This window comes from Candidatus Hydrogenedentota bacterium (assembly GCA_018005585.1).
Taxonomy (GTDB): domain Bacteria; phylum Hydrogenedentota; class Hydrogenedentia; order Hydrogenedentales; family JAGMZX01; genus JAGMZX01.
In genome coordinates, this window is record JAGMZX010000012.1 from 25,253 (window position 1) to 42,810 (window position 17,558).

The 17,558-nt window shown below is 63.3% G+C and carries 14 protein-coding genes; 8 read left to right on the plus strand and 6 right to left on the minus strand.

Annotation, left to right across the window (positions count from 1 at the left end; genetic code table 11):
• Window positions 1-1,034: hypothetical protein (locus KA184_03685; GenBank protein ID MBP8128657.1), on the minus strand; the 1,034-nt coding region annotated here is incomplete at its 3' end.
• Between the two features lie 414 nt (window positions 1,035-1,448).
• Entirely contained in the window at window positions 1,449-2,279 is an 831-nt protein-coding gene (locus KA184_03690) for a DUF998 domain-containing protein (protein ID MBP8128658.1), read from the minus strand.
• A gap of 369 nt (window positions 2,280-2,648) precedes the next feature.
• Between KA184_03690 and KA184_03695 the strand changes: the two genes are divergently transcribed.
• From KA184_03695 to KA184_03705, 3 genes are all read left to right on the plus strand, one after another.
• On the plus strand, window positions 2,649-3,806 hold the full coding sequence (locus KA184_03695) for a hypothetical protein (protein MBP8128659.1): 1,158 nt from the start codon (window positions 2,649-2,651) through the stop codon (window positions 3,804-3,806).
• 344 nt (window positions 3,807-4,150) lie between these two features.
• On the plus strand, window positions 4,151-4,906 hold the full coding sequence (gene surE, locus KA184_03700) for a 5'/3'-nucleotidase SurE (protein ID MBP8128660.1): 756 nt from the start codon (window positions 4,151-4,153) through the stop codon (window positions 4,904-4,906).
• 134 nt (window positions 4,907-5,040) lie between these two features.
• Window positions 5,041-5,859 carry a DedA family protein gene (locus tag KA184_03705; protein MBP8128661.1) on the plus strand — a complete coding sequence of 273 codons (819 nt, stop codon included), beginning with the start codon at window positions 5,041-5,043 and terminating at the stop codon, window positions 5,857-5,859.
• On the opposite strand, the gene KA184_03710 is transcribed toward KA184_03705, so the two are convergent.
• Both KA184_03710 and KA184_03715 read right to left on the minus strand, forming a co-directional pair.
• Complete coding sequence (locus KA184_03710) at window positions 5,779-8,565, minus strand: beta-propeller domain-containing protein (GenBank protein ID MBP8128662.1); 2,787 nt, start codon at window positions 8,563-8,565, stop codon at window positions 5,779-5,781. The two genes, KA184_03705 and KA184_03710, sit on opposite strands and share 81 nt — an antisense overlap.
• Before the next feature lie 179 nt (window positions 8,566-8,744).
• On the minus strand, window positions 8,745-11,171 hold the full coding sequence (locus tag KA184_03715) for a TolC family protein (protein MBP8128663.1): 2,427 nt from the start codon (window positions 11,169-11,171) through the stop codon (window positions 8,745-8,747).
• Between the two features lie 367 nt (window positions 11,172-11,538).
• Between KA184_03715 and KA184_03720 the strand changes: the two genes are divergently transcribed.
• The 5 genes from KA184_03720 to KA184_03740 all read left to right on the plus strand — a co-directional run bounded on the left by KA184_03720 (window position 11,539) and on the right by KA184_03740 (window position 15,217).
• Window positions 11,539-12,846 (plus strand): hypothetical protein, encoded by a 1,308-nt coding sequence (locus KA184_03720; GenBank protein MBP8128664.1) that lies wholly within the window; start codon window positions 11,539-11,541, stop codon window positions 12,844-12,846.
• Between the two features lie 117 nt (window positions 12,847-12,963).
• On the plus strand, window positions 12,964-13,611 hold the full coding sequence (locus KA184_03725) for an NAD(P)H-hydrate epimerase (GenBank protein MBP8128665.1): 648 nt from the start codon (window positions 12,964-12,966) through the stop codon (window positions 13,609-13,611).
• Window positions 13,611-14,189: an RNA 2',3'-cyclic phosphodiesterase gene (thpR, locus tag KA184_03730; GenBank protein MBP8128666.1), complete on the plus strand. Its 579-nt coding sequence runs from the start codon at window positions 13,611-13,613 to the stop codon at window positions 14,187-14,189. The genes KA184_03725 and thpR overlap by 1 nt, the downstream gene beginning before the upstream one ends.
• The gene (locus tag KA184_03735; protein MBP8128667.1) at window positions 14,164-14,511 is read left to right on the plus strand and encodes a YggT family protein; all 348 of its coding nucleotides are present in this window, start codon (window positions 14,164-14,166) and stop codon (window positions 14,509-14,511) included. Before thpR ends, KA184_03735 begins: the two co-directional genes overlap by 26 nt.
• Window positions 14,512-14,593: 82 nt before the next feature.
• Window positions 14,594-15,217, plus strand: a complete 624-nt coding sequence (locus tag KA184_03740) for a protein-L-isoaspartate(D-aspartate) O-methyltransferase (GenBank protein MBP8128668.1) — start codon at window positions 14,594-14,596, stop codon at window positions 15,215-15,217.
• A gap of 16 nt (window positions 15,218-15,233) precedes the next feature.
• On the opposite strand, the gene KA184_03745 is transcribed toward KA184_03740, so the two are convergent.
• Both KA184_03745 and KA184_03750 read right to left on the minus strand, forming a co-directional pair.
• On the minus strand, window positions 15,234-16,337 hold the full coding sequence (locus KA184_03745; GenBank protein ID MBP8128669.1) for a radical SAM protein: 1,104 nt from the start codon (window positions 16,335-16,337) through the stop codon (window positions 15,234-15,236).
• Window positions 16,322-17,491, minus strand: a complete 1,170-nt coding sequence (locus KA184_03750) for a glycosyltransferase family 9 protein (protein MBP8128670.1) — start codon at window positions 17,489-17,491, stop codon at window positions 16,322-16,324. The genes KA184_03745 and KA184_03750 overlap by 16 nt, the downstream gene beginning before the upstream one ends.
• Window positions 17,492-17,558 lie beyond the last annotated feature (67 nt).

The window sequence follows — 17,558 nt, forward strand, 5'->3', positions numbered from 1 at the left end:
ACGGTTCCCTTCGTCGTGTAGCTGACCGCTTCGGAGGCGGGTCCGGTTGTGAACACGCTATATCCCGCGAGCGTGCAGTCTTCCAGGTCCACATGCAAGCGCCCGATATCCCGGTGGTTCTCCGTGCATATAATGCCCGTCGCTTTTCCGCCCATCTCGGGCTGCGTGAAATTGAGAACAATCATGCGGCAGTTGACGAATCGGGCGCGGGCGCAGTAACTCGCGTAGGACATCTGGACCGCGTTGTCAGGATGCACCATTGTGCAGTCTTCGTAAATCACGTGCGGCAACTCGGGCATCTCCTTCTCCCATCCCCCGACGAGCACGGCTGCCGTGTCGCCTACCCAGTCGAGCGCGAGGAAGTAACACCGGCGAAACACGCTCGGTTCGCCTTCCCGCACAACCGGATAGCATACGCCGCCGCCAAACGCGCGCCCCGTGCCCACACAATCCTCCACGACCACCGTGAACCCTTCGCCGCTCCTGTCGGTGAGGTCCCAGAAGAGGCCTGCGTCGCCGCCCGCGGTGTACAGGTTCCGCAATTTCCACCGGTCCCATATGATGCTCGAAAACGTCTCTTTGTTGTTGCCCGACGGCCAATGTGCGTTCGACGCCCGAATCGTACTCCACCAATCCCAGCTCTTGAAGCCACACTCCGGGTCGCCCGAATCGATCACGACCCACCCCGTCGCCCCCGACCCAAGCCGCCCGTCACGGTCGCCCACCAGTTCGTTGTACGCGCCCGCCGCACCCGTAAACGCGGGCGCCAGATTCGCCTCGATATACGTGTCGGGCCGAATCAGAACCCTGTGGCCCCCCTGCCCGTCAGGAACGGCGTCCAAACCGGCCTGAATGGTGTGGAATGCCCGCTCCCATGTGCTCCCGTCCGAATTATCGCCCTGTTTCGACACGTAGATGGCCGTGCCAGCACGCCCGGCGCAATCCGGCGAAAGCGGCTCCCCCGGCTCGGCACAGGCGCCCTGCGCGAACGCGGCACACAGAAATGCCAGTGCAACCAACGCCAAGGTCCTCATGAGACGGTCCTCCGCTTGTTCGATGCGGCCTATCTTATCACTCGAGGATACAGGGACGAGAGCGCTTCGCGAAACCAATCATGAGTCCGGCTGCATGCCGTCGCGAGTCATCGTTCCGGCACGGTGACTGGCGCCCTACCGGTTACGAGGCAATTCCGCGGGTTCGCTCAAACGCATCACGATGCTGCCGTTCCCGTGCGCGCCAGTCTCTTGCGGAGAAGAGTGCGGCCCCATGCGCCAAAGCATCAAAAACCTGACAAGAAGCGTCCTGGATGGGCCGGCCGTAATCCTGCACGGCCGGGCCGATGGCAAGCGTGCCGCTCCCAAGGGACCCGCATCGCGCCGGGTTCCCATGAGAACAGGGCCTGGTCCCCGGTCTGGGCGTGATGTTGAGACCGATGCCGTCCCGGCTCGTTACTCCGTGCAGCCCGCGGCCCCGGGGGCGTCCTCCCGCGCTTCCTGGCCGCCCTCGGGGGGCAATGCGGATGCAAACCAGATCACGAAGATTGTCAACGCCCAGATGGACACATGCTCCAACAGCGGGTAAGATTCCAGCCCGTGCACCGCAGCCTTCAAACAGGTCTCGATTTCGTTTCCAGACGCACGCGCGGCCGCGTGTATCGCCGCATAGACGGATGCCCATTCGATCTTTAAACCCACGGCCACAAACACCGGCACGCATAAGATGAAGGGCCCCACCAGTCTCAGATACGGGTGCGTACCCCGTTCCGCAAAGGTTCTTCTCTTGAGCTTGTCCCGAAGCAGCAGCGCGCCATGCCAGACCACGCCCAGCGAGAAGCCCACAGCAATCAGGACGGCCACATTTTCATGAATCTCCCGCCATTGCAGACTCCCGATAACGGTCCCGCGGGCATCCGGGAACAAGCCCGTCAGCACGATGGCGGCGCAGCCCACCAGGAAGAAGAACGCGCCCAGCCGCGCCCCCCGGCGCGAGACCTCCATGACCCGCCGGCGGATATACAGAATGACCGGGGTCATGGCCAGCCCGCAATAGACCATCGCTACGGAAAACAGCCAGAAGTACTCCGGGTTGTGCCGGTCGTCGAAACTGCCCAACGCGCTCAACGTGTGGGTTTTGACCGAATAGTCGTGCTCTGCCGGATATCCCAGCCACGCGCCAAACACCAACCCCCAGTACACCACTGCAAGAGCCGCCAGATGCCAGCGAATCTCCGCCGGCCTGTGCCGGCCCGACAAGAACCGTTTCACCGTTTCCATCAGCATGCCTCGCGTTTCAGAACATCGGCCCGCATAACATCTGCACTCATTGACCCGCCCAAGGATGTCATGGTTACACCCTCGAGCGGGTCTGGCCATAGAAGCCGGCGCCGGAATCGTGAGGTTCACAGGGGTACCCGATCAGAATTCGCAGTTTGACGACCGCCGCCCCGGCAATCATCCCGTGCGCCGCTTCTGCCCCGTGCTTCCTCGGGCGTGGCGCCAAGCGCGTGGTCACCCGAGGCAGGTTCTGCCCACATGAAAGAATCCGGGCTTGTACAACGACTATCCAGTCGCGGCGAGCCGCGGCCCATTCCGCGCATGGTGCTGAGAAAGTACAGGCACGCGCCAGACGCAGCGGCCGGGAGGAATCCCTTGGAATCACTGACCAGGATTATCGCGACCGAAACGGGGTGGAATGTGGAGCGGCTTGCCGCATTCGCCCGCGGCAATCTCGTTGAGTTGCGCATGCGCGGGGACCTCGCATTGTTGAATTACCAAGAAAACATCCCGAACGAATCATGGAATGATTTTAATCGTCAGTGCCGGGGCGTCATCCTGGACCGTTGCGCCCGAGAGGTCGTTGCCCATCCGTATGACAAATTCTTTAATCTGGATGCCCATCCAGAAACCGAATTCGGCGTGCTGCCCCTTGCCACCGGATACGAGATAGCCGAGAAATACGACGGCACTATGATTACCGCGTTCCGCTGGCAGCGTCAGTTGGGGTTCGCCACACGGGCATCCTTTGACAATATGCAGGCCAGACTTGCGGATAAGGTATATCGGTCGCGCTATCCGGGGATTGCGGACATCCCCTTCGAAGCCTATACGCCGGTCTTCGAGCTCATTGCTCCGGAGAATCAGCTGATTGTCCCCTGCGGCGAAACGGACCTGATTCTCACCGGCGTGCGTGACATGGCAAGCAACACCATGCTGCGGTACGGGGAAGTCGTCGCTTTCGCGCGCGCCTACGCGCTTCAGCCGCCAGCACTCGTGGAAGTGGATTTCGAGACGCTCTACTTGCGCGCAAGGGAAAACGGAAAAGCCGTGCTGGAAGAAGGTTGGGTCATCCGATTCGGTACGGGGCTGTATGTGAAGCTGAAGACCTGGCAGTACCTGACGCAACGGCACATTCAGGCGCTCGGGCTCACGGGGAGACAACTGCTCAAAACGTACTGCGCGTCGAGCGCGGATCAATGGGCGGCATTCCTGAGCGCGTTACCCGCCGGGACGCAAACAGCGGTGCGCGTTTTCGGCGCCGCGGTAGAAGAGAAGATTGGCGGCGTCGTGGACCAGGCCAAGCGGTATTACGGTCAGTTTTCCGGGATTGAATGCCAGAAAGACTTCGCATGCGCTATCCGGGAACAGGTTCCAAAGCAGTACGTGAATGTGCTGTTCCATCTTAGGACCGGGAAACCGCTGGAACCGCTGATCCGGAGAAATCACGAGACCTTCTTCCCGGATTGCGCGGGCATGGAGGCCGTAACGCCGGAGATGCTGAAGGAATGGGCGTTCCAGCAGAAGGACTGACGAAACCGCAGGCCATGCGCCGACCAGAACATGACGCCCAAACTCGGGGGAACCGTATCGGACGGCTCCCAGGCCGCCACCACCGCGGCATACAGTTCGAGGAAACGCGCGCACCCCTGCAACGCCAGTGTAAACCCCAATTGCGAATCCCACGGTATTCCGCGCATGGGATATTCCGAGGCGAGGCGCGGCAATCCCGGGCAGGTTCCCCGCCCATGCGCACGATCGCGTCCCGGTTTCCGCGAGATATTTGATTGGCTGCCGCCACTATGCTATAAAATGCACGCTCTGGCGGCGAAATGCGCCAATTCCAGTCGACGGTGCGGTTCTACAACGGGGTTTTCATGACCCAACCTCTGATTCTTGCCACGAATGACGATGGTATCCGTGCGCCCGGTCTCGAGGCGTTGGTCGAGGCGTTGCGTCCGCTCGGCGAAGTGGTCGTTTACGCGCCCGACCGGCAGCAAAGCGCCGTGGGTCACGGCGTTTCGCTGCACAAGCCGCTGCGTGTCGCGCCGCTGCGCGAGGGCTGGTTCATGGTGGACGGCACGCCGACGGATTGCGTCATGCTGGCCATACGGCGGCTGCTCGGGCGGCGCCCAAACCTCGTGGTTTCCGGAGTGAACCCGGGCGCGAACCTCGGCGATGACGTAACCTACTCCGGCACGGTTGCGGGCGCGTATGAGGGCATGTTGCAGCGCGTGCCCGCCTTCGCTATCTCAAACGTGGGCTACCGGCCGCAATACATTGAGACGGCGGCCGCATTTGCGGGCAAGCTTGCGCGTTACGTGCTCGACTGCGGCCTGCCCGAGGACACCGTGCTGAACGTAAACGTGCCGGACCTGCCGTACGGGCAATTGGCCGGCGCGGCAATCACGCGCATGGGCCGGCGGCATTATCAGGACGAGATCATCGAGCGCCGCGACCCGCGCGGCCAGATGTACTATTGGATCGGCGGGCCCGAACCGACGCATTACCCGGAAGAGGGCACGGATTTCGAGGCGATCGAGAAGGGCGTGATCAGCGTGACGCCGCTGCACCGCGACCTGACGCACCACGCGGCGCTGCACCGTTTCTATGACCCGAGGATTGAACTGTGATGCGCGCGAGCGCAATGAACACGGGCGGAACGCCCACGCCACGGGGCGCAACGCGGGCATCTCGCCCAAGCGCTGGCACGGTCCCCGCGTTCGCGGGGGAGCACGCCCCGGCCACAACAAGGAATTGAGAACACATGTTTGTCTTAATGCGGCGGGCCTATGACTGGGTCCTGAGCTGGGCTGGAACGCCTTACGGCGCTATCGCGCTGGCCGTGTTGTCGTTCGCGGAAGCGAGCTTCTTCCCGATCCCGCCGGACGTGCTGCTCATCGCGCTATGCATCGGCAGGCGCGAGAAATCGATGTGGTACGCGGGCGTGTGCGCAGCGGCTTCGCTGTTCGGCGGCATCTTTGGCTACATCATCGGCTGGGGCTTCTGGGAAGCCGCCGACCAGTTCTTCTACACCTACGTCTTCTCCGAGAGCAGTTTCGCCTCGGTACAGTCGTATTACCAACAATATGACTTCTGGATCGTATTCATCGCGGCGTTTACCCCAATCCCGTACAAGATCATCACCATCGCGGCGGGCGTATGCGAAATCAATCTCGCGATGTTCCTGGTCGCCTCCATCACCGGCCGCTCAATGCGCTTCTATCTCGTGGCGGGGCTCATCTACTACTTTGGCGCGCCGATCAAGAACTTCATTGAAACCCGCTTCAACACCCTCACCGTCGTGTTCGTGGTTCTGTTGATCGCGGGTTTCGCCGCGCTGAAGTACTTCCGGCACGATACGCCGGAGAGCACGCCGCCCGGTGAGCGGAACGTCCCCTCCGTTCAGGAACAGCAGCCCCCCGGGCCGCCGCACGCGCAAACTTCACATGCAGGGAGCCCTGGCGGCGAGAGCTTTGCGTTCCCGCCGCGGATGTTAGCTCGTTCAGCGCGCCAAACGCACGAGGCCCGAGTAGCCGAGCGGTACGTACGCTGTTGTCTCGCCGAATCGCGCGCGCAACGGTGAACTCATGACCTGCGTCAGATCGGCAAGCGCGCCGCCGTCGGCAAAATCATAGCGGGCCAGCGCGCGGCCGCCCGCGTCCACGTAGAGTTTCGCGTCATCCGCATCGGTCAGACGCACCCACCCGTCCGAGACTTTGATCTTCGGGCCCGCTTCGATATCGCCGCCTGCCGTGACTCGCAACCCCAGAACCTCGCAGGCGCTGCCGTACTGCTCCACATACACCCAGGCGCCCCGGGCCAGCAAGCTGTTCATGGAGCCGGGCAGCGCAAACGTGTCCAGCAGTTCCACCGCCTCGCCGCCATCCCAGCGCACGCACTTAACGCTCTGCGCGATGTCGCCGCTCAGTTCGTATTGGTAGTCGCGCACCAGGAGCAGGTCGCGGACCAGGTCATAATTCACATACTCGCCAGGCACATTCGCGGCGGGACCGGCCACCGGGGCCGCGATGTCCAGTTCGCGCATGAAATAGGCGGCAAGAGGCTGTCCAAAAAAGGTGGTGCCCGCCGTCTCCTTCGTGCTCAGGTACAACCGTTCGCCAACGCTGTTCAGGCTCACTACGAAGTCATAGGCCAGGCCGATCGTGCGCACCCACGCGCCCGACTGGAGGTCGAATACGGCGATACCCTCCGAGGGCTGACCGCCGCCAAAGACCACGTCATAAGAAGCGCTCGTGCATCGCAACGCAAGTTGGCCGCCCGTCTTGAAGACCGTTTCAGAAGGCTGATACCACGGATACCACCAATAGGCATACGGCATGCTCTTTTCCGTGGCGGAACCCGCGGACCCTTCCGCGGCGCCCGGCGCGTCCGCCGCGCCGTCGGCCATCGGGGGGCCGTCCCAGCCGTACCCCCAGCCCCAGAACGGAACCACATCGACACGTTGGTCGACGCGCACAACGGGCGTAGCCGGGTCGGTGCAATTCACGATAACCACACGGTAGAAGGAGGACGTTTCGTCCCAGTCCGTGGCCACCAACACCAATTCTTGCCCATAAACAAACGTATTCGCCACGTTGTAGACGTCGAGTTTGATTTCGCCCAAGGCCGCGCCCGCGGCGTCGACCGTGCGCACGGCCGTCGTGGCGTCGTCAAAACGCGAGACCACTTCCACGCCCAGGCCGTCGCTTAGTTCCTGAAAATCCGCCACGTATTCAGCCAGAGTAATGCGGTTCGTGACTTCCGGCGCGTTCGGGTCCGACGCATCGATAACGGCCAACTGCTCCGTCGTCACGCCATAGAAGGCGTCGCTATAGGCGAATGAGCGCAGGATCTGCCCGTCCACGTCCACGTAGCCATACTCTTCCAGGCTGCCGGGCGTCCAGCCCACGAACTGGAGCCGGTCGAACCCGCCCGCGCCTTCGCTCCACCCACTGAACGGCACGACGAGCATGTCGTCGAGCACGGTGAACGCCTTCACGTCTTCGAACGCGCTCGACCACGACCACCCCTCGCCGAAACTGACCGTGTCGACTTCCGCGGGAGCGGCAGGGTCGCTCACGTCATACATGCTGACCTTGACGCGGCGGCCGTCCACGTCGTCGACGCCCAGCGCAATCAGGCGGTCGCCCCGCGGTTCGATATGCGTGGACCAGCCCGGCACCTCGAGCAGACCCGCCACAACCGGGTTCGCCGGGTCTGAGAGGTCGAGCACAAACAGCGGGTCCTGCACGAAGTACGTTACGACATAGGCGCGCGGCCCATCGAAGCGGGTGGCGAACAGCGTTTCGCCCGCGGCGTCCGGGATAGTCGCTTGACCCATCACCAGCAGTTCATCCGGATTCGCCAGGTCCACGGTCGTTACGAAGACATCGCGCTGGGGCCACCAGGTATTCGAGACCACGCGCAGCACGCCATTGTACGCGTCCATCTTGAAACGGTCCGCCACCTGCCCGTGCACCTGAATGGCATCGCGCACCTCAATGAGCCCCGCCGGGTCGCTGATGTCAAGGTACGTGATGACCGAATCTCCCGTATTCCAGTCCGACGCAGCGACGAAAAGGGCGAAATTCGTCGCCTGAATCACGTCACCATAGCCTTCGAAGCTCATCTGGTCCGCTTGATAGATGTGTTCCGGGTCCGCCACATTGAGGCTGGTCACCCACGAAGAACTGCTTTTTGTTTTCATCACCACGTCGTCAACCCACGCCCATTGATACTCCGCGCTGATGGCGTACAGCACGTCTCCGACGAGCCGGCTGTCCACGAAGTCCCCCGCAAGGTCGAATTCCCCGATGATGGCTGGCTTCGACGGGTCTGCCACGTCGAGAACGTAGACCCGCGACTCTATGTCGTAACTCAAGGCATCTCCCACCGTCACCACGCCGCCCGCGTAGGCGACCAGCACATAGGCGCGGTCCCCGACCAGGTACAGGTCACGCGGATAACCGTACGTGGGCGCCTGCGAAACAAGCGTCTCGCTGTCGAGGTCGACGATGCTCAGGCCGCGGTACTGGTTGAGGACATACAGCCAGTTGCCGTCCCGCCGGATGACATCGGGCTCGACCACCTCCCGTTCGGCCTCGCCTTCCTCGCCCGAGGAATCATCCACGCCGCCCGGCTGACCGTAGGGCGGCCCGTCGGTCATGTTTGAATTTCGGTAGGGATCGGCGCTCAGGAAAGAGAAATGCTGCGGGTTCCACCAGGACGGACACCCTGTCAACACACCCACAGCGAACAGAGAGACCACAAGCACGCCACGGCATGACATGGCCAAACGCTCCCTTCGAGGGGCATGCTTCTTTCGACACGCCCCCGCAACGAACTGCACCATTATACACTACCTGCGGGGAAGCGGAACGTTTCATCGAATCCGCGGCCAAGGCGCCCCGTAGTCCGCAACACTGCCCGGCGACCCATCCCGGGGTAGCCCGGCGCCGCCCGGCCCCTTCAGGGCGCGGCGGGTGCAGCCTCGCCTTCCGCGAAGTAAGTGTCGATTCGCTCGCGCAATGATGCCCGCTCTTCGCCGCCCGCCATGAACCCGAAGTAGGCGATGGCCCGGTCGAGTTCCATCAGGTCGATGAAGAACTGGTAGATGGACCCGGCGGCCGCCAGTTCGGCGGTAAGCGCGACATTCTGCGCATCGAGCAAGTCAATCGCGGAAGCCCTGCCGCGCGCGTAGCTCTCGCTCACGAGGTCGAGGTTCTTGCGGGCCGTTTCCTTGCGCTCCTGCGCGCCCGCGATATTCATATAAGACGCGGCGGCCTTGTGCGCGGCAACGCGGATACGCTCCTCAATCTTCTCCTGCACGGCGCTGCGCTGCAGGTGCAATTCCTCGAGTTTTCTCTCTGCTCGAAGCCGCTCCGCTTTCCGCGCGCCCCCGGCATACAACGGCAGCGACGCATTCAACCCGATGGACCAGTCCGTGTCCTCCTCCGGCGCGGGCATGAAGAGTCCCGTCAGCGGCGACGCGTCCGCGCCCTCGCCGCCGAAGGCAAGATTGCGTTTTGCCTCAGCCTGTAACCCGACGGACGGAATGTAGTACGCCCGTTTGGTGGCGGCGAGAAAACGTTCCTGCGCGGCGATGCCTTCGTCCAGTTGCACGAGTTCCGGGGACCGGGTCAGTCCGTCGCGCACCATGAAATCGCGGAAGCGGTCGAAACTCCGGGGCCGGTCGAGATAACGCACCGCAAATTCGCGCACGGGCAACAGCAGTTCATCGTCGATGCCGACTTCCTGCGTCGTGAACCCCTCCTCCTGTGGCAGGTGCAGGATACGGTTGAGGTCAATCTCAGCGGCCTCGCGCATGGCTGTCGCGTTGGTCACTTCAATGCGCGCGCCCGCGAGCTCGCTCTCCCATCGGTAGACTTCGCCGGGACCCGCCGTGCCGACGTCCTGCCGCACTTTCGAGAGTCCGAGATGAGTGCGGGTCAGGCGCAGGTTGTTCTTCTGGATGCGTTCAAAGGTTTTCGCGCGCAGCACATTGAAGTACGCGACCGCCGCCCATTGCGTTATGTCCAGTTCCAGTCCCGCGTAATCCTGGCGCAACGCTTCCTGAAGCCGCCTCGATATTTCCAGATTCGCGTGGACCTTGTCATCGTACAGCAGTTGCTGCAGGGTAAGCGAACCCGTCCAGCTCCGCTCCGGCTGGTACGGCGTCGCCGTATCCTCGTCAATCATGATTCCCGTTGTAGACGCGCCCAGGTGCGGCTTCAGCAGGGCGCGCGCCGCCGCGATGTTCTGCGCGCCGCCTTCCACGGCCTGCTGTTTCGCCGCCAGCTCCAGATTCGCCGCCAGGGCCGTCTCGACCGCGCCGCGCAAGGTGAGTTCGCGCAGCGCAAGCTGAGCGTCCTCCTGATACAGGTTCGCTTCCGCCAGAGTCGCATATGTCGGCTCATAGCCAATGGCGCGCGCCGTCGCCATGTTCAACGAAAGCCGCCCGCCCTCCGGAAACGTGACGGGCAGGCGTTCCGGAGCTTCCCCGTCCAGAATCCGCTGCACGTACAGCGCCACGCGCCGCGCCAGGCGCGTGTCGTCCGCCCCGGGGTGCAAGGACAACAAGATGCCGCGGGCAACCTCGGCTTCGCCCAGCAACGAGAAGCTGGGCAGTCTGCGCTCAATCAATCCGCGCACCAAGGCTTCGAATTCCGGGCCGGGCATGCGCAAGAGCGGAGCCACGTATACGGCCTCCGTACCCTGCGGCAACGCCGCCAGCGCTTCCGATGCCGAGACGTCGACAGGGACCACCGCGATGTCCAGCCCCAGCCCTTCCGTTGCCTGCAGCGCATTGGCCGGAATCGCGGGAATACCCTCGATGAGTTCCCGCGCAGCCAGGACGGCGACCTTAGTGAACGGGACCAGGTCGCGGAACGCCTCCAGGTCGCGGCGCAACGGCGCGGGCATGGTCAGATACACCAGATTCCTGACTCCACTGGCGCCGCCGTCACGCGGCAGCCCCAGCAGTTCGCCGTCCACCACCCGCGCCGCGACCACCGGCTTCGGCAACGGCCCGCGCAACGACGCATTCGCCGAAGCCATGAGGCCTACAGCGATCACAATGTCCACCTTCGGTTCGCGCAGCAGACGGTCCAGGTGCGCCTCGACGCCCGCCATTGTCCAGTCTCCCTCCAAGGCATACGCCTCGGGGAAGGAAACGTCATAGGTCACCTCCAGCAGCGCTGGAATCTCCCGTTGCAGCGTGTCGCGCAGTTCCGCCCGCTCGACAGGACCGTCCGACACTGTCCCTATCGTCACGGGACGCGCCTCCGGCATCCACTCCGGCAAGGGCGGCAGGTCCACCAACCCCTCGACGAAAACACTCTCCGGGTTTTCGGGCGACGCGGGAACGGACGGTGTTTCGGGCAAGGGCTGCGCCAAGAGGGCAGCGCCTCCGAAGAGCAGGCAAACAACGGCGACAACGACAGCACCTGAGCGGCAGACACGCATCATGACAAGCTACCTCTTTCGGGAATGGGCCCATCCTAGCGCGGCGAGGCCGGAACAGTCCACCGCCATACCTCGCGCCCGGGTAAACATACGTTTGTTTGGATGCCAGGCAACGCGCATGCACGGCCTATTTCTCCGCATATTATGGTAAATCGTGATTTTTACAAGCAAACTGCGGCAGGAGAAGTCACGCGGAAACCCACACCGACAACTCACGCGTCTAAAATAGCCCGGGAATCGCCATTGCCATGGCCGGCGAATAGAAGAGACTGCCGGCCGCCGCTGGAGGGTCGAAAATATGGTTCGCGCCTTGCTTCCATTCCTTTTGCTCAGCGCCTTGGCGCGCGTCGCACCGGCGCAGCCGTTGACGCTGGAACAGAAGGCCGCCCTTTTTCAATACGATATGGAGGCGCGCTTCCTGTTCGACGGGCAAGCGTTGTGCAAGCTGAAACTGCCCGCGCCGCAGCGGGATTTCCCCGCGTATAACATGCCGGACAACGCCTATATGACAGGCATGTATCTTGGCGCTTTGTCCATGAAGTATGCCGTGACCGGGGCCGACGCCGACCGCATGGCGGCGCGGGGTTCCTTGCAGGCGCTGCATCTGCTGGCTACCGTCAGCGGCAAGCCGGGCCTGCTGGCCCGCGCGGCCTGGCCTGTGGACCGTCCCATGGATGACGACGGCGAGTGGCGCATTTCAGCGGATGGGAGATACAGGTGGCGCGGCGACGTGAGCACCGACCAGATGGACGGCGTCTTTTTCGGGTTATCGCTCGCCCATGACTTGATTGCGGACGAGGCAGACCGGGCGCTGATTGCGGCGGACGCCGCGGCGCTTGCGGACCACGTGCTCGAGAACGGCCTGCGCATCATCGACGCGGACGGCGAACCGACCACCTGGGGCAAGTACAACCCGCAGTATGCACGGCTGCTCGAACCGATGAACACAATCCTGCTGCTCCAGTTGCTCAAGGTGGCCCATCACGTCACGGGCGAGGCGCGGTTCGGCGAAGCGTACCGCACGTGGGCCATCGACAAGGGCTACGCGCGCACGGCGCTGCGCGCGCGAAGGTCGCTCGCGCCGACAGTCCCCGGCGCGGTAAATCACTCGGACGACGTACTCCTCTTTCTGGCCTATGAACCCTTGCTGCGCCTTGAGACAGATCCCGAGTTGCGCACGGCGTATCTGGAAAGTTTCCGCCGCTCGTGGGAGGGCGCGGGGCGTTTCCCCGGCATGAAACCCGAGGCAAATCCCCTGTACTCCTTCCTCGCCGCGAAATACCTGGACGACCCGTCTCAGGTGGCGCCCGGCATCGATACGCTCCGCTGGTTCTCCCTCGACATCAAGTGGAACCGTGATACCATCGCGCGTTACGAGCAGCAGTTCCATTTTACATTTGACCCCGCCGTGTGCAGCCCTGAGCCCGCGCCCAAAGCGCCGGTGCCCATTGATCGCCGCGAAAAGACCTGGTCCGCCTGGGTGCAAGACCCCTACAACAGCGCGGGGAATCGTTCGAACGAGGAACCCATCGAGTACAATGGCCACGACTACCTGCTCGCCTACTGGATGGGGCGACACCTTGGCTTCATTCGGGCCGGGGAATGACCTGGTTCGCCGCAATCGGCGCCGGTTCGCGGCAGATGGAACCGCCCCGCATGATTCAGGCAGTATCTTGCCCGGCTGGAATGGAATTCGCGAAGAGGGTTCCGGAGGCTGCAGGCCGTGCGAACATTGACAACGGCGCAAATTCGCGAGGCGGACCGGCGTTGTATCGAGGACATCGGCATCCCCGGCGCCGTATTGATGAATAACGCCGGCATGGCCGTTTACGGGCACTTGCCGCCAACCGGACCCGCGGGGATTGTGTGCGGCAAGGGCAACAACGGCGGCGACGGCTATGTTGTAGCGCGCCTCGCGCTGCTCGCGGGCAGAGATGCGCGCGTCGTGCTCGTGGCGCGGCCCGAACAGGTCGCGGGAGACGCCGCCACGTTTCTACGCGTGTTCCAGCGCCTCGGCGGCGTGGTGCAGGCCGTCGACGACGAGCGCGCCGCGGCACGGGCCGTACGGGGCCTGGCCGGGTGCGCGGTGCTCGTGGACGCCCTGCTCGGCACCGGGATCAGCGGCATTGTGCGCGGCCCCATCCGCGCGGCCATCGAGGCGTGGCCCAAGGCGCATACCGTTGCGGTGGACATTCCCTCGGGGCTCGACGCCGACACGGGCCAGCCTTGCGGCTGCGCCGTGCGCGCGGATGCCACGGTCACGTTCCAATTTGCCAAGCGCGGGTTTCTCGCGCCGGAGGCGCAACCCTATTTAGGGCGTCTTGTCGTGGCCGATATCGGCATTCCGGAATGCTGCGCGGAAGGGTTTTAATGCGCTGCTTTCTTGCGATAGCACTGCCACCGGCCGTGCGGCAGCACTTGGCCTCGCTGCAGGAGCGGCTGCGGCGCGCCCGGGCAAGCGTATCCTGGCCCCGGGCGGAGAACTTGCATCTCACGCTGCGGTTTCTGGGCGAGACCAGCGAGGAGCAGGCAACGGCAGTCTCGGACATCCTCGTTCCCGCGCTTGCCGCGTGCATCAGGCCCCAATTGGCCGTGCGCGGCGTGGGCGCATTCCCGCGCCTGGACCGGCCGAGCGTGATATGGACAGGCGTGGAAACGCCGGGCGCGGCGCTTGCGGCCATTCAGGCCCATTGCGAAGAGGCCGCCAGAACAGCCGGTTCAAAAGCGGAGAAGAAACCTTTTGCCGCGCACATCACGCTGGGGCGTGTGCGCGATCAGCGCCGTCTTCGGGAACTCGTCCGGTGCCTTCGCGGAGAACACGATTTCAGCGCGGGTGAATTTGCCCCAGTGGCTGTGACATTATTCGAGAGCGACTTGACGCCCGGAGGCGCGCTGTATACCCCCTTGCGAGAATTCCCGCTCTATGCAGCATCTGATGACCCTGAATAGCCTGCTGGCCACGGCGCAGCGCGCTTTCCCTCCGGAACTTGTGGAACCGGAACAGGTGGCCATCGCGCCCGCGGCCCAGATCATCAGCGCCATGACCGGGATTCTGCTCACGCTTTACATGATGGCGATATTGTTGCGCTGGCTCGGCCCCTGGCTGGAACTCAGCGATCGCGCTCTCTTGATGCGAGGGGCAGCCCGTATAACGGACCCTCTAATCAGACTGATGCGGCGGATCTTGCCGCCGATGGGACCCATGGATTGGGGGCCGCTGGCCGCGCTCGTGGTGGTCTGGCTGGTGCGGTTGCTCCTGGTCCGGTACTAATGCGCGAGCGGAACGCCGCATCGCGCATGTGGGGTAGTGCTGCCGTATGTTCCGAACGTCGCTGGATGCCCTGCGCGAGCAGATGGTCGAAACGCAGATCGCCAGGCGCGGCGTGCGTGCGCCGGAAGTGCTCGGTGCGATGCGGACCGTTCCACGACACTTGTTTGTGCCGGCGGAATACGAACGCGCCGCCTATGAAGACCACCCGCTCCAGATCGGCTTCGGCCAGACCATCTCGCAGCCCTACATGGTTGCGGCAATGACCGAACTGCTCGAACTGCGGCCCGAAGACCGTGTGCTCGAGGTCGGCGCGGGCTCCGGCTATCAGGCAGCCGTTCTGGCAACCCTTGCGCGTGAAGTCATCAGCATTGAGCGCCATCCCGGATTGGCGGAAAGAGCCGCGGACCGGCTGGCCGGGCTCGGCTACGACAACGCCGTCGTATACTGCGGCGATGGATCACTCGGCTGGCCCGACGAAGCGCCATATGACGCGATACTGGTCACCGCGGGCAGCCCGTGCATACCGCACGCGCTCAAGAACCAATTGGCGCCCGGCGGGCGGCTTGTTTGTCCCACAGGCTCTCGGGACGTGCAGCGACTTATCAATATCGTGCGGACGGAGACCGGTTTCACGGAAACGTATGGGATAAGCTGCATTTTTGTGCCGTTGATCGGGGAACAAGGCTGGCCCGAGGACACTTTCTGAGGCAGCATATGCCTGTTCAGATGGTTTTCACGCCCCCGCGCCGCCAGGTAGTCCAGCGCGATCCCACGAGATTCCACAACGGAAAGTTGAGACGCGGTTCGTAGTAGCAGACGTAGTAGTTGCGCGTGCACCGGTCGCAGTCGCGCAGTTCCCGCAGCTTGGCCTGATACTCCGGCGAGGCAAGCGTCTCCGCGACGGGGCGGCCGCTCCAGTCGAACCCGTCGGTCCAATTCATGCCTTCGAGGCAGGGGAAAAGGGCGTTCCCGTAACTTTCGAGGTGATGGCAGCCATAGATGCATGCCGCGCGGCGCAACAGGAGATTTTCCGGTTGCAGCATGAACGCCAGATAATTGCGCAAGAAGGTCTTTGAATTTACCACGTGCGGCGCCGCAATCAACTGGCCGACCGCGGCCGTCAGCGTCTGCTGTTCCTCGGGAGACAAGCGCCTGCGATAGGGGTCCGCCGGGTCCGTCACTTCGAGTCCGGGATGGTCGTTCTTGGGCTGCACCTTGATTTCCACGCCGAGCTCGCGCGCCAGGTTCACTACATACCGAGCATGTTGCGGTTCGGTCGGACTCAGGATGGTGTTCATGACGATGCGCGTGCGCGGCGCATGCGCCCGGACGCATTCGATCGCGCGCAGCACGCCGCGATAGGACCCTTCCATCCCGCGCACGACATCATGCACGGCTTCGGGACCGTCGAGGCTGAAGCTGATCTCAGAGACGCGCGCGTCGGCCAGTTGGTGTGCCCGGTCCTCATTCATCAAGTAGCCGTTGGACACGACGTGGGTGTAGAGGATGCCGCACTCTTTCGCGTAGCCGAGCAGCGGGATGGTGTAGGGTACGGCAAGCGGTTCGCCGCCGCTGATGGACAGATACACCAGCTTGAGCGCGCCAAGCTGGCGGATGCGTGCGCGGGCGTCCTCCTCGCGCACGGTCTTCGGCGGGCGCACACGCCAGATGTTGCAGAAATGACACTTGAGATTGCACGCGCTTGTGATGTAGAGGCCGCACGCGAGCGGCGTGGCCCGCCGGAAGAGCAGGTAGCGCACGTGCCAGCGCGCCATACGGTACGCGAAGGGCAGGAGCGGCATGCGCGGGATCAGGATTCGGAGCACGAGGCGCCCTCCAATGCTTCACCCGCGCCCGCGCGCTGCGCCGGAGCGCGCCGCAACAAGTCGTCAACAACGGGGAATACGTCCTCAGGGGAAATCGTCTTCAGACAGACATTGTTCGTGCAGCGCGTATCCTTCGAGTAGAACAGGTTCAAGCACGGGCTGCAATGGAGTTCCCGGTAGAACACGCGATGATGTTCGCCGACGGGGCCGTAGAGTCTTGGCGTTTCCGGGCCGAAGAAAGAAACGGTAGGTATGCCGCACGCCACCGCGAGATGCAACGGACCGCTGTCGTTGCCGATAAATAGGACGGCTCGACGCAGCAAGGCGGCCAATTCCTCGATGCTGAGATGGCCCGCCAGGTTGTGCACGCGGCGGTCCGGGAAACGTCGCGCCAAGCCGTCCACATAGCCGGATTCCTCCCCGGCGCCGATTAGGGCCACGACGAGGTGCGCGCCGTAAGGCTCCGCAGACAGCATCTCGCGGATCAGCCGCTCGAAATGGCCCAGGGGCCAGCGCCGATTCGGACACAGATCGCTCGCGTTCACGTTCGCAACCACGAGTAGATCATCTGCACGCAACCTCTCACTTTCGAGCAGCGCATCGACGCGCGCCAAGGCTTCGGGCCTCGGCCGGATGCCGCATTCGGACAGCGGCCGGTACGTCGCGGGGACGCCGAGCGGCGCGAGCATCTTCAGGAAAAGGCGCGAGATGTGCTGGGACACGTCAATAGCGATCATGTGGGTGAAAATCCAGTCGCGGACGCGCCGGTTATTGAAGAAACCGATGCAAACTGTGTGCGTCGTCCGCAGGAGCCGTGTAATCAACGCCACGTAGTAGGAAAAGAACTCGCAATCGAAGATGATATCGAAGCGTTGACGCCGCAGCCGAAGAATCTGCCTAATTGTCTCCGCAAGGAACACGAGAATCCCCTTGCGAAATTCGACCGTGGCCACGTCGTCGATCATGGGGAGCAGCCGGGCAGCACCGGCGTTCTGCGCAAACGTCAGCAGCGTGATGCGCGCATCGGGATGCGCTTCTTTCAGCGCCGCGAGCATCGGGCACATCTGGAGAATGCTGCCGAATCCGAAACACTTGATGGCCAGAATGGCGCGCGGCGCTTGGGGCGGCGTAGCCCGGCGTTTGCCTCCGAACATGGAAACGACGTCTAGCAACCGCAATCCGAGACACAACAGGAAGCCGCAATGAAGATCAATCTTTCGC